We start from the raw sequence: 12,090 nt of genomic DNA on the forward strand, positions 1-12,090 counted from the left end.
GATCAGCGCGGCGTGCGAGGCGGTCGCCGAAGCGATCACGACCGCGTCCACGCCGCGGGCGAAGACCTCGTCGACCGAGGCGGCGGCCGTCGCCCCGGTCCGCCGGGCGACCTCGGCGGCCCTCGGGCCCTCGGCGTCGGCGACCACCAGCGCGCCGACGTCCCGGTGGCCGCTGAGAGCCCTCGCGTGGAAGGAACCGATGCGGCCTGTCCCGATGAGTCCGATACGCATGGACCCCAACGTGGCCGGGGCTCCGCCCGCTGTCAAGCCTTTGTCCTGACAACCGGACCTGGGCTACCCTTCCGGCGTGTCCAAACCAGCGGCCGACCCCACCCTCAGTCTTGAGCTCGGCGTGGACCGCAGCAGCCCGGTCCCGCTGTACTACCAGCTCGCGCAGCAACTGGAGTCGGCCATCGAACGGGGCAGGCTCGTCCCCGGCAGCCTGCTGGGCAACGAGATCGACCTCGCGTCCCGGCTCGGCCTGTCGCGTCCCACCGTCCGCCAGGCCATCCAGTCGCTGGTCGAGAAGGGGCTGCTGGTGCGCCGCAGAGGTGTCGGCACCCAGGTGGTGCACAGCCAGGTCAAGCGCCCTCTCGAACTGAGCAGCCTCTACGACGACCTGCTCGCCGCCGGACAGCGGCCCACCACCCAGGTCCTGTGCAACGAGTACGTCCCCGCCCCGGCCGGGGTCGCCGCCGCACTCGCGGTGCCCGACGGCAGCCAGGTCCGCTGCCTCGACCGGCTGCGGTTCGCGTACGGCGAGCCCATGGCGCAGCTCCGCAACTACCTGCCCGAAGGGGTGCCGGCCCCTGAGACGCAACGGCTGGAGGGCACCGGGCTCTACCGGCTGCTGCGGGCCGCCGGGATCACCCTGCACAGCGCCCGCCAGACGGTGGGCGCGCGGGCCGCGACAGCCGACGAGGGCAGCAGGCTCGGGGAGCGCGAAGGCGCACCGCTGCTGACGATGGAGCGGATCACGTACGACTCCACGGGGCGGCCCGTGGAATTCGGCACGCACATCTACCGCGCCTCCCGGTACGCCTTCGAGTTCCAGCTGCTGGTGCGCCCGTAGGAGCCGGCCGGGGCTCGTCAGGATGTTCTGACAAACCATTGACGGAGCCCGGCGCCCACCGCTAGAACTCCTCTGCCGCAACCCGGCGGCCGGGAGAGAGGGCGGACCCCCTTGCGTACCACCCGCACAGCAGCAGCCCGCACTGCAGCGGCGCGCCTCGCCGCACCCGCGGGCGGCCCCCGATGAATCGGCCGCGACCGGCGGTGACCCATACTTGGGCGGCCGGACCGGACGGGACCGGTCACCGTCCGCACCGGCGGGTACGGCAGCAGCCGCAGCGAGCACAGCGCCCGCGGCAGGCACAGGAACACCGAGAAGGGCATCACGTCGTGGCAAGGGTACGAACCTGGGTCAGCGGGGCGCTGGCGCTAGCGCTGGGGCTCTCCCTGGCGGGATGCAGCAGCACCGGCGGCAAGCGGGCCGAGGAGCGCGCCTCACGGGCCGCGGCCGTCGGCAAGGCGGCGGTGAACACGCCGCGCTGGAAGTTCGCCATGGTCACCCACTCGGGCGACGGCGACACCTTCTGGGACATCGTCCAGAAGGGCTCCAAACAGGCCGCGGCCAAGGACAACGTCACCTTCCTCTACTCGCACAGCGAGGAGGGCCAGCAGCAGGCGCAGCTGGTGCAGACGGCCATCGACCAGAAGGTCGACGGACTCATCGTCACCCTCGCCAAGCCCGACTCGATGAAAGCCGTCGTGCAGAAGGCCGAGAAGGCCGGCATCCCGGTGATCACCGTGAACTCCGGATCCGAGGAGTCCAAGCAGTTCGGCGCGCTCACCCACATCGGCCAGGACGAGACGATCGCGGGCCAGGCCGTCGGCGACGAACTCAACAAGCGCGGCCGCAAGAAGGCGCTCTGCATCCTGCACGAGCAGGGCAACGTGGGCCATGAGCAGCGCTGCGCCGGAGCCAAGAAGAACTTCCACGGCACGATGGAGAACCTGTACGTCGACGGCACCAACATGCCCGACGTGCAGTCCTCCATCGAGGCCAAGCTCCAGGCCGACCACTCCATCGACGCGGTCGTCACGCTCGGCGCACCGTTCGCCGACGCCGCGGTCCAGGCCAAGGACACCGCGGGCAGCAAGGCCGAGATCGACACCTTCGACCTGAACGCCAAGGTCGCCTCCGCCCTGCAGAAGGGCACCCTCGGCTTCGCCGTCGACCAGCAGCCGTACCTCCAGGGGTACGAGGCGGTCGACCTGCTCTGGCTCTACAAGTACAACCGCAACGTCCTCGGCGGCGGCCGCCCGGTCCTCACCGGGCCCCAGGTCATCACCAAGAAGGACGCGAGCGCGCTGGCCGCCTTCACGCAGCGGGGTACGCGATGAGCAGCGCCGCACAGACACCGGACGAACGGCTGCTGCGCGCCTCACCGCTGCGCCGGCTGCTCGGCCGCCCCGAGCTGGGCTCGGTCGTCGGCGCCGTCGCCGTCTTCGTCTTCTTCTCGGTCGTCGCGGACAGCTTCCTGCGGCCCTCCAGCCTCTCCACCGTGCTGTACGCGGCGTCGACGCTGGGGATCATGGCGGTCCCGGTGGCGCTGCTGATGATCGGCGGCGAGTTCGACCTGTCGGCCGGGGTCATGGTGACCAGCTCCGCGCTGATCTCCTCGATGTTCAGCTACCAGATGACCGCGAACGTCTGGGTGGGCGTCGGCGTCTCGCTGCTGGTCACGCTCGCCATCGGCGTCTTCAACGGCTTCATGCTGACCCGCACCAGACTCCCCAGCTTCATCATCACGCTGGGCACCTTCCTGATGCTGACCGGGCTCAACCTCGGCTTCACCAAGCTGATCAGCGGCACCGTGTCGACGAAGTCCATCGGTGACATGGAGGGCTTCCCCTCGGCGAAGAAGGTCTTCGCGTCCCAGCTCACCATCGGCAACGTCGACCTCAAGGTCACCCTCCTGTGGTGGGCCGCGCTGATCGCGGTGGCGACCTGGGTGCTGCTGCGCACCCGCGCCGGAAACTGGATCTTCGCGGTCGGCGGCAACGACGACGCGGCCCGCGCGGTCGGCGTCCCGGTCGTCAAGACCCGGATCGGCCTCTACATGGGGGTGGCCTTCGCGGCCTGGATCTCCGGCCAGCACCTGCTCTTCAGCTACGACGTGGTGCAGTCAGGTGAGGGGGTCGGCAACGAGCTGACGTACATCATCGCGGCCGTCATCGGCGGCTGTCTGATCACCGGCGGCTACGGTTCGGCGATCGGCTCCGCTGTCGGGGCCTTCATCTTCGGCATGACCAGCAAGGGCATCGTGTACGCGGAGTGGAACCCGGACTGGTTCAAGTTCTTCCTGGGAGCCATGCTGCTCCTGGCCGCCCTGCTCAATGCCTGGGTGCGCAAGCGAGCGGAGGCGTCGCGATGACGGAGCGGACAGCGGCGGAACACACCGCGCCCGAGCAGACCACACCCCTGGTGGAACTCGACCGGGTCAGCAAGTTCTACGGGAACATCAAGGCGCTCGAAGAGGTCTCCCTCGTCGTGCACGCCGGTGAGATCTCCTGTGTCCTCGGCGACAACGGCGCGGGCAAGTCGACCCTCATCAAGATCATCTCGGGGCTGCACCGGCACGACGCGGGCCGCTTCCTGATCGAAGGCGACGAGACGAGCCTCGGCAAGCCGCGCGAGGCGCTCGACCGGGGCATCGCCACCGTCTACCAGGACCTCGCCGTCGTCCCGCTCATGCCGGTCTGGCGGAACTTCTTCCTCGGCTCGGAGCCGACGAAGGGCGCCGGCCCCCTCAAGCGCCTCGACGTCCGGCTGATGCGCGAGACGACCCGCTCCGCGCTGCTGCGCATGGGCATCGACCTGCGCGATGTCGACCAGCCCATCGGGACGCTGTCCGGCGGTGAACGCCAGTGCGTGGCCATCGCCCGCGCCGTCCACTTCGGTGCCAAGGTGCTGGTCCTCGACGAGCCGACCGCCGCGCTCGGCGTGAAGCAGTCGGGGGTCGTGCTGAAGTACGTCGCCGCGGCCCGCGACGCCGGACTCGGCGTGGTCCTGATCACGCACAACCCGCACCACGCCTATCTGGTCGGTGACCGCTTCGTCCTGCTGAAGCGCGGGGCGATGTTCGGCAGTCACAGCAAGGACCGGATCACCCTGGACGAGCTCACCCGGCAGATGGCGGGCGGCAGCGAGCTGGAGGAGCTCAGCCACGAACTCCGGCGGGCCCCGCGCCCCGGAGAGCCGGGCTCGGGCGACCCCGGCTCGGGCGACCCCGGCTCCGGCGACCCCGGCTCCGGCGACCCCGGCTCGGGCGGGTCCGGCCCCGACAGGACGGACGGAAACCCCGCCGAGGACGCCTCCTGAGGATTCGGATGGCATCATCTGACCGATGAGTACGTACCGTGACTTCGCGCACCGCGGCTCCGCCCGCGCCACGGTCCTGCGGACCGTCGGGACCCGCGAGCGGCGCTCGCACCTCACAGCGCCCCGCGTCCCGACCGTCGGCATCGACATCGGCGGTACGAAGGTGATGGCGGGCGTCGTCGACGCCGACGGCGTCATCCTGGAGAAGATCAAGACCGAGACGCCGGACAAGTCCAAGAGCGCCAAGGTCGTCGAGGACACCATTGTCGAGCTGGTCCTCGATCTCTCCGACCGCCACGACGTGCACGCCGTCGGCATCGGGGCGGCCGGCTGGGTCGACGCCGACCGCTCCAGAGTCCTCTTCGCCCCCCACCTCGCCTGGCGCGACGAGCCGCTGCGCGACGCGCTCCAGGGCAGGCTCGCCGTCCCCGTCATGGTCGACAACGACGCCAACACCGCCGCGTGGGCGGAGTGGCGCTTCGGCGCGGGCCGCGGCGAGGACCATCTGGTGATGATCACGCTCGGCACCGGCATCGGCGGCGCCATTCTGGAGGACGGCCAGGTCAAGCGCGGCAAGTACGGCGTCGCGGGTGAATTCGGTCATATGCAGGTCGTCCCCGGCGGCCACCGCTGCCCCTGCGGCAACCGCGGCTGCTGGGAGCAGTACAGCTCGGGCAACGCCCTCGTCCGTGAGGCCAAGGAGATGGCCGCGGCCGACTCCCCGGTGGCGTACAGCATCATCGAGCGGGTCAAGGGCAACATCCCCGACATCACCGGGCCGCTCATCACCGAACTGGCCCGTGAGGGCGACGCGATGTGCGTCGAGCTGTTCCAGGACATCGGCCAGTGGCTGGGTGTCGGAATCGCCAATCTGGCCGCCGCCCTCGACCCGTCCTGCTTCGTCGTCGGCGGGGGCGTCAGCGCAGCCGACGACCTGCTCATCGGCCCCGCGCGGGACGCCTTCAAGCGCCAGCTGACCGGCCGTGGCTACCGCCCCGAGGCCCGGATCACGAAGGCGCAGCTCGGTCCTGAGGCAGGTATGGTCGGGGCCGCCGACCTCTCCAGGCTGATCGCCCGGCGGTTCCGCAGGGCGAACCGCCGTCGCGTGGAGCGCTACGAGCGGTACGCACAGGCTGCCCGTACCACCCGCACCACCCAGGGATCCCCGTAATGACGACGTCCGTGCCCCACCAGACCTCGCCCCCCGAGGGCGGTGGACAGTCGCCGGAGGACCACCGCCACATGATCCGTCGCAGATGGCTCACCGCGGTCATCATCGTGCTCCTCATCGGCATCCCCGCCGGCTATCTGGTCATCTCCGCCGAGCAGAGCCGCGACAGCGGCCGGTCCAATGAGAAGAAGGCCATGGCGACCGGTCTCACGCACGCCTGGCCGTCGAAGGTGCAGCGCCGTACGTTCGACGTACCGATCCCGGAGAACGCGGTGGGCGTCTGGTACTACCAGACCAGCAACTGGAAGGTCAGCCGCCTGTACGTGCGGTTCACCACCACCCAGGCCGGCCTCGACGCCTTCCTCAAGAAGGCGGGGACCAGCAGCGCCGCGCTCAAGGACGGGAAGGTCACCGTCAGCCCGCGCAACGCGAAGATCGTCGGCTGGAAGTTCCCCGACACCCGCGACTGGGCCGGCACGACCGTCACCCGCAAGGCGCCGCTGCCCACCGTCGACATCACCGTCGACCGGACCTTCCCGCGCGGCAAGAGGGTGTACCTCGTCTCGACCGACACGCCCTGAGAAGCACGCACCCCTGAGAGCACACGCCCCGAGGACACGCCCCCGGGGCGCGCTGTCAGGACGCCCACCGTCGCGTCGCGGAGCGGCAGCTGAGGTGAGGGGCCCCGCGCGGGCGTTCGTCGGCGCCGACGAACCGGGCCGTACCACCCTGTCGTAGCCGACGAACCACGGGCAGGGCCCCTGGCCTACCTTTCGGGCAGCACCGGTTCGCAGCCTCGGAGGTGGGGATCCGTATGTCCGCAGGGGATGAGCTCAGCCGTACGCCCGCAGGGACCCAGGTCCGCACCGCGCCCGAGCAGTCGATATGAGAGGCGGCGCGGCGGCACCCGCCGGGCGCGTCCTTCCGCTGGTGGCGGCCGTCCTGCTGCTGGCCGCCGGCTGCGCCGGCGCACCGGGCCCGGACGCGGCCGGGGGCGGCACGTTGGCGAACGGCAGGACGTTCACCACGTCCTTCACCTCCGACCCGGGCGCACTCGACCCGGCGAAGACGGTGATGTCGATCGGTATCGGCATCAACCTCTATCTGTACGACCCGCTGATCCATCTCGACGGCCGGGGCCGGCCCGAGGCCGGGCTGGCCCAGAAGTGGCGTGCGACGGTCAGGACGGCGACCTTCACCCTGCGCCCCGGCATCACCTGCTCCGACGGTTCGCCGCTGACCGCGAGCGAGGCGGCCGCGAACATCGACTACATCGGTGACCCGGCGAACAAGTCGCCACTGACCGGCGTGCTGATCCAGCCCGGCACCACCGCCAGGGCCGACGACGGGCGGCGCACCGTCACCCTGACCAGCGGCGCCCCCGACGCGTTCCTGCTGCGCAACGCAGGCTCCGTGCCGATCGCCTGCGGCCACGGGCTCAAGGACCGCACGGTGCTGGCCAAGGGCGGCAAGGGAAGCGGCACCGGCATGTTCACCATGACCGAGTCCGTCCCCGGCGACCACTACACGCTCACCCGGCGCAAGGACTACCGCTGGGGCCCGGGCGCGGCCGGCAAGGCGGCCACGGGGCTGCCGGACAAGGTGCGGGTCCGGGTGGTCCCCAACGAGACCACGGCCGCGAACCTGCTGACGTCCGGAGAGCTGAACGCGGCGGCGATCTCCGGCCCCGAGCAGAAGCGGCTGGCCGCGCAGAAACTGTTCCACGCCGATGTGCAGGCACCGCTGGGCGAGCTGTACTTCAACCAGAGCGCGGGCCGCCCCGCAGCGGACGAGGCGGTGCGCCGGGCACTGGTCCGGGCGCTGAACCTGCCCGATGCGGGCAAGGTGATCACCGACGGCACCGGAGAGCCGTCGCAGGGCATGGTCACCGACGAGCCGCGGGCCTGCCCCGGCGACCCGGTCACCGGCAGTCTCCCCTCGTACGACGTCGCGGCGGCCAAGGCCGCCCTGGACGCGGCAGGCTGGGCACCGGGATCCGGTGGGACCCGCGCCAAGGGCGGCAGGAAACTCCGGCTGAGTCTGATGTACGGCACCCAGAACGGGCCCACCATGGCTGCGGGCGCCGAGCTGATCCAGAAGGAGTGGCAGAGCCTGGGGGCCGAGGTCACGCTGAAGCCGGTCGACAGTCCCGCACTGAACAGCACGCTCTTCGGCTCGGGCAACTGGGACGTCTCCATGGGCCCGATCGCGGTCTCGGCGCCCAATCAGCTCGTCCCCTTCATGGCCGGGCCGAGGCCGCCGAAGGGCCTGAACTTCTCCGGAATCGACAACCCCGGCTACGCCGCCCTCGTGCGGAAGGCATCCGCGAAGGCCGGCGCCGCAGGCTGCCCGCTGTGGCAGCAGGCCGAGACGGCGCTGATCAAGCACCTCGACGTGGTGCCCTACTACAACTCCCGTACCCCGGTCTTCGGCAAGGGGGCCCGATTCGAGGTCGGCCAGGGCTCGATCGTCCCGTCGTCCATCCGTATGTACGCCAACTAGGAGGGCGGCCCGATGACGACTGCGACGGCCGTCGAGGCGGCGCGGACCGCGCCGGCCGCCGACCGGCGGAGCCACCGGTGGCTGCTGTTCTCCGTCCGGCGCTCGGTCCGGCTCGCGGTGTCGCTGTGGGTGCTGGTCACCGCGGCGTTCCTGATGATCCATCTCGTCCCCGGTGACCCGGTGCGCGCCGCTCTGGGCATGACCGCTTCGCCGGACCTGGTCGCGGCGCGGCGCGCGGAGCTGGGGCTCGGCCTCCCGCTGTGGGAGCAGTATCTGCACTTCCTGGGCGGGCTGTTCACCGGCGACCTGGGCACCTCCACCATCAGCGGCCAGTCCGTGGCGCAGACGATCGGCACCAGGCTGCCCGCGACCCTGCAACTGGCCGGGCTCGCCTTCGTACTGGCCCTGGCCATCGCGGTGCCCCTGGGGACGGCGATGGCCGCCCGGACCAGGGGCGGGCGCCGGCGCGGCACCGAACTGGCCTTCACCGCGGGCAGCGTGCTGCTGGGCGCCGTACCGGAGTTCCTGGTCGCGGTCGTGCTGGCCTATGTGTTCGCGGTACGCCTGCGCTGGTTCCCCGTCGCGGGTCTGCAGGGGCCCGGCTCGTACGTGCTGCCCGTGGTGGCCCTGTCGATCGGGCCCGCCTCGGTGCTGGCCCGGATCTGCCGGGTGGAGATGCTGTCGGTCCTGGCCCAGGACTTCGTGCGCACCGCACGCGCCAAGCGGCTGCCGCCGCACCGCGTCTACCTGCGCCATGCGCTGCCCAACGCCCTGACCGCCACGCTCACTCTCGGCGGTCTGCTGCTCTCCGCGCTGGTCGCGGGAACGGTCCTGGTGGAGAACGTGTTCGCCTGGCCAGGACTCGGCTCGACGATCGTGCAGTCCATCCTGCAGAAGGACTATCCGGTGGTGCAGGGCGTCGTGCTCGTCTACGGCGCCGGGGTGCTGGTGGTGAACCTGCTGGTCGATGTGGCCCTCGCCGTGCTCGACCCGCGTTCCGCGATCAGGGAGGTCTGATGCCCGCGCCCCGCTCCCGATGGCCGGCCGCCGCCCGCACCCCGGTGGGCGCCTGCGCCGGGCTGCTGCTGCTCGCCGTGGTCGTCCTGGCCGTCCTCGCCCCGGTCCTGTGGGGGGACAGGGCGTCCGCGGTGGACACCTCCGCGCTCCAGCAAGGGCCGTCCGGCGCCCATGTGCTGGGCACCGACAGCCTGGGCCGCGACATCCTCCTCCGGGTGCTGGTGGCCACCCGGCTGTCGCTGCTGCTCGCGGTCGCCGCGACCCTGCTGGGGGTGGTCCTGGGGCTGGTTCTCGGCACGGTGCCCGCGGTACTGCCGCGCCGGGCCGGGCAGTTGGTGGTCTCCGTGGTGAACATCGCCGTCGCCTTCCCCGGCCTGCTGCTCGCCCTGTTCTTCGCGGTCGTCTTCGGAGTGGGCGCGACGGGCGCCGTGCCGGCGATCGGCCTGGCCATGGCCCCGGCCTTCGCCCGGCTCACCCACACGCTGAGCGCGTCGGTCGCGGGCCAGGACTTCGTGGCCGCCGCCCGGACCGTCGGGGTCGGCAGGATCCGGCTCCTGACCCGGCACATCCTGCCCAACATCGCCGAGCCGCTGGCCGTCAACGCCACTGTCGGCGCGGGCTCCGCACTCCTGGCCTTCGCCGGACTCTCGTTCCTCGGGCTGGGCGTACAGGCCCCCGACTACGACTGGGGGCGGCTCCTCGGAGAGGGCCTCGGCCGGATCAACCTCACCCCCGCGCCCGCGCTCGCGCCGTGTGTGGCGGTCGTCGTCGCCGGTCTTGCCTTCAACCTCTTCGGCGAGGCCGTGGCCGCCGCCCTCGGCGTACGCACACTCTCCCGCCGGCCCGCAGGCCCCCGTCCGCTCACACCGCCTGCCCCGGCCGCCGCCGTACGACGGCCGCCCGGCGACGGGGAGCCGGTCCTGGCGGTGGAGAACCTGCGGGTGTCCTTCCCGGCACCCGACGGATGGACGACGCCGGTACGCGGGGTCAGCTTCGCCGTACACCCGGGCGAGGCCGTCGGAGTGGTGGGGGAGTCAGGATCGGGCAAGAGCCTGACCGCGATGGCCGTGTCCCGGCTCGTCGAACCACCGGCCCATGTCACCGCCCAGCGGCTCGATTTCACCGGCACACCCCTGCTCGACACCGGAGAGCGGGAGCTGCGCACCCTCCTCGGCACCTCCCTCGCCATGGTCTTCCAGGACCCGATGTCCTCGTTCAACCCGGTCATGAGCGTGGGACGGCAGCTCGCAGAGGTCGCCGTACACCACCAGCACCTGTCGGGGCGCGCCGCCCGCACACGGGCGGTGGACCGGCTGCGCGCCGTGCATGTGTCCGCTCCCGAGCGGCGGGCGCGCCAGTATCCGCACGAGTTCTCCGGCGGTATGCGACAGCGCGCGATGATCGGGATGGGGCTGATGGGCGACCCCCGGCTGATCATCGCCGACGAGCCGACCACCGCACTCGACGTGACCGTGCAGCGGCAGGTGCTGCGGCTGCTCGACGAGGTACGGGCCGGGCGGGCCACCGCCGTCCTGCTCATCAGCCACGACATCACGGTCGTCGCCCGGACGTGCGACCGGGTGCTCGTCATGTACGCGGGCCGGATCGTCGAAGACCTGCCCGCCGAGAGCCTGTTCACCGCGGCCCGGCACCCCTACACGCGGGCCCTGCTGGCCGCCGTACCGGATCTCGGCACCGACCGGGACCGCCCGCTGGCCGTGATACCCGGCCGGCCGCCGGAGCCGGACCTGATACCGGCGGGGTGCGCGTTCGCCCCGCGCTGCCCCCGCGCCGACGACCACTGCCGCCGCGCGGATCCCGAGCCGGTCAGCTGTGCCACCGGGCACCGGATCGCCTGCTGGCACCCGGTCGGCGCGGAGGCCGGACCGGTCACGGAGACCACGACAGGAGACACCGCATGAGCGAGCTGGTCTTCGACGGGGTGAGCGTGCGCTACGGCGCCCGCCGCCATGCCAGGACCGCGGTTGACGGCGTGCGGTTGACCGTACCGTCGGGCCAAGTGACCGGCCTGGTGGGGGAGTCGGGATCGGGGAAGTCGACGCTGGCCCGCGCCGCGGTCGGTCTCGCCCCGCTCGCCACGGGCCGCATCCTGCTCGACGGGACGGACGTACGTGAGCTGAGCGGGCGCCACCGCCCGCTGCAGATGGTCTTCCAGGACCCGTACTCCTCCCTCGATCCGCGGATGAGCATCGGGGATTCCATCGGCGAGGCACTGCCCCGCGAACGGGGCCGCGGCCGGGTGGCCCGGCGTGCCGAGATCGCCCGGCTGCTCGAACAGGTCAGCCTCGACCCCGGCCGGGCCCCGATGCTGCCCGGACAGCTCTCCGGCGGGCAGCGCCAGCGGGTGGCACTCGCCCGGGCACTCGCGGGGCGGCCGCAGGCCGTCATCGCCGACGAGATCACCTCAGCCCTCGATGTCTCCGTCCAGGGCGCCGTGCTCAACCTGGTGCGCGACGTACAGCGGCAGACCGGGCTGACCATGCTGTTCATCTCGCACAACCTGGCCGTGGTGCGCTATCTCAGCGACCACATCGCCGTGATGTACCTCGGCCGGATCGTCGAGGCCGGCCCGGCCGACCGGATACTCGCCGATCCGCGCCACCCCTACACCCGCGACCTGCTCGCCGCCGTGCCCGGCCCTACCCCGCCGGAACGGTTGCGCACGGAAGGCACTCCGTGACACTCGTAGTCCGGCCCCATCCGCTCCGTCCACGAGGAGACCGCACACTGTGATGCGACGCCTGGGTATCGACGACCTCTACTCCATCGCGCTGCCCGAGCAGCCGGCGCTGTCCCCGGACGGAGCGCGCATCGCCTATGTGCTGCGCACCGCCGACCGCGAACACGACCGCGAGGACCGCGCGTTGTGGGCGGTGCCCGCCGGTGGCGGCGCGGCGCGCCGGCTCACCCGCGGCCCCGCCGACACCGCGCCCGCGTGGTCTCCGGACGGCCGGTGGATCGCCTTCCTGCGCGGTGGCGACGGCCCCTCCCA

12 protein-coding genes are annotated in these 12,090 nt (G+C 71.7%); 11 read left to right on the forward strand and 1 reads right to left on the reverse strand.

What is annotated here, in order from left to right:
* A partial coding sequence (locus G3I19_RS28950; protein ID WP_164266679.1) for a Gfo/Idh/MocA family oxidoreductase occupies positions 1–231 on the reverse strand: 231 nt, incomplete at its 3' end.
* A 76-nt stretch (positions 232–307) separates the two neighbouring features.
* Between G3I19_RS28950 and G3I19_RS28955 the strand changes: the two genes are divergently transcribed.
* From G3I19_RS28955 to G3I19_RS29005, 11 genes are all read left to right on the forward strand, one after another.
* Positions 308–1,072: a GntR family transcriptional regulator gene (locus G3I19_RS28955; protein ID WP_164266680.1), complete on the forward strand. Its 765-nt coding sequence runs from the start codon at positions 308–310 to the stop codon at positions 1,070–1,072.
* A 329-nt stretch (positions 1,073–1,401) separates the two neighbouring features.
* A complete protein-coding gene (locus G3I19_RS28960) occupies positions 1,402–2,406 on the forward strand; it encodes a sugar ABC transporter substrate-binding protein (RefSeq protein WP_343235245.1) in 1,005 nt (334 codons plus the stop codon).
* A complete protein-coding gene (locus G3I19_RS28965) occupies positions 2,403–3,440 on the forward strand; it encodes an ABC transporter permease (protein ID WP_164266681.1) in 1,038 nt (345 codons plus the stop codon). The genes G3I19_RS28960 and G3I19_RS28965 overlap by 4 nt, the downstream gene beginning before the upstream one ends.
* Positions 3,437–4,387 (forward strand): ATP-binding cassette domain-containing protein, encoded by a 951-nt coding sequence (locus tag G3I19_RS28970; protein WP_239074904.1) that lies wholly within the window; start codon positions 3,437–3,439, stop codon positions 4,385–4,387. The genes G3I19_RS28965 and G3I19_RS28970 overlap by 4 nt, the downstream gene beginning before the upstream one ends.
* A 25-nt stretch (positions 4,388–4,412) precedes the next feature.
* Complete coding sequence (locus G3I19_RS28975) at positions 4,413–5,558, forward strand: ROK family glucokinase (protein WP_164266682.1); 1,146 nt, start codon at positions 4,413–4,415, stop codon at positions 5,556–5,558.
* Complete coding sequence (locus tag G3I19_RS28980) at positions 5,558–6,139, forward strand: hypothetical protein (protein ID WP_164266683.1); 582 nt, start codon at positions 5,558–5,560, stop codon at positions 6,137–6,139. The genes G3I19_RS28975 and G3I19_RS28980 overlap by 1 nt, the downstream gene beginning before the upstream one ends.
* Positions 6,140–6,443: 304 nt before the next feature.
* Positions 6,444–8,060: an ABC transporter substrate-binding protein gene (locus tag G3I19_RS28985; RefSeq protein ID WP_164266684.1), complete on the forward strand. Its 1,617-nt coding sequence runs from the start codon at positions 6,444–6,446 to the stop codon at positions 8,058–8,060.
* A 12-nt stretch (positions 8,061–8,072) separates the two neighbouring features.
* Entirely contained in the window at positions 8,073–9,077 is a 1,005-nt protein-coding gene (locus G3I19_RS28990; RefSeq protein WP_164266685.1) for an ABC transporter permease, read from the forward strand.
* Positions 9,077–10,999 (forward strand): dipeptide/oligopeptide/nickel ABC transporter permease/ATP-binding protein, encoded by a 1,923-nt coding sequence (locus G3I19_RS28995; RefSeq protein ID WP_164266686.1) that lies wholly within the window; start codon positions 9,077–9,079, stop codon positions 10,997–10,999. Before G3I19_RS28990 ends, G3I19_RS28995 begins: the two co-directional genes overlap by 1 nt.
* Positions 10,996–11,778: an ATP-binding cassette domain-containing protein gene (locus G3I19_RS29000; RefSeq protein ID WP_164266687.1), complete on the forward strand. Its 783-nt coding sequence runs from the start codon at positions 10,996–10,998 to the stop codon at positions 11,776–11,778. The genes G3I19_RS28995 and G3I19_RS29000 overlap by 4 nt, the downstream gene beginning before the upstream one ends.
* 52 nt (positions 11,779–11,830) lie before the next feature.
* A partial coding sequence (locus G3I19_RS29005) for an LpqB family beta-propeller domain-containing protein (RefSeq protein ID WP_203600516.1) occupies positions 11,831–12,090 on the forward strand: 260 nt, incomplete at its 3' end.

Origin of the sequence: Streptomyces sp. SID10853 (assembly GCF_010548145.1) — a bacterium.
In the GTDB taxonomy this organism is placed as follows: domain Bacteria; phylum Actinomycetota; class Actinomycetes; order Streptomycetales; family Streptomycetaceae; genus Streptomyces.

What these genes read in the sequence shown, in the direction of transcription:
- G3I19_RS29000 (WP_164266687.1), top strand. Translation starts at nt 10,996, where the DNA reads ATGAGCGAGCTGGTCTTCGACGGGGTGAGCGTGCGCTACGGCGCCCGC.
- G3I19_RS28980 (WP_164266683.1), top strand. Translation starts at nt 5,558, where the DNA reads ATGACGACGTCCGTGCCCCACCAGACCTCGCCCCCCGAGGGCGGTGGA.
- G3I19_RS28965 (WP_164266681.1), top strand. Translation starts at nt 2,403, where the DNA reads ATGAGCAGCGCCGCACAGACACCGGACGAACGGCTGCTGCGCGCCTCA.
- G3I19_RS28970 (WP_239074904.1), top strand. Translation starts at nt 3,437, where the DNA reads ATGACGGAGCGGACAGCGGCGGAACACACCGCGCCCGAGCAGACCACA.
- G3I19_RS28995 (WP_164266686.1), top strand. Translation starts at nt 9,077, where the DNA reads ATGCCCGCGCCCCGCTCCCGATGGCCGGCCGCCGCCCGCACCCCGGTG.
- G3I19_RS28985 (WP_164266684.1), top strand. Translation starts at nt 6,444, where the DNA reads ATGAGAGGCGGCGCGGCGGCACCCGCCGGGCGCGTCCTTCCGCTGGTG.
- G3I19_RS28990 (WP_164266685.1), top strand. Translation starts at nt 8,073, where the DNA reads ATGACGACTGCGACGGCCGTCGAGGCGGCGCGGACCGCGCCGGCCGCC.
- G3I19_RS28975 (WP_164266682.1), top strand. Translation starts at nt 4,413, where the DNA reads ATGAGTACGTACCGTGACTTCGCGCACCGCGGCTCCGCCCGCGCCACG.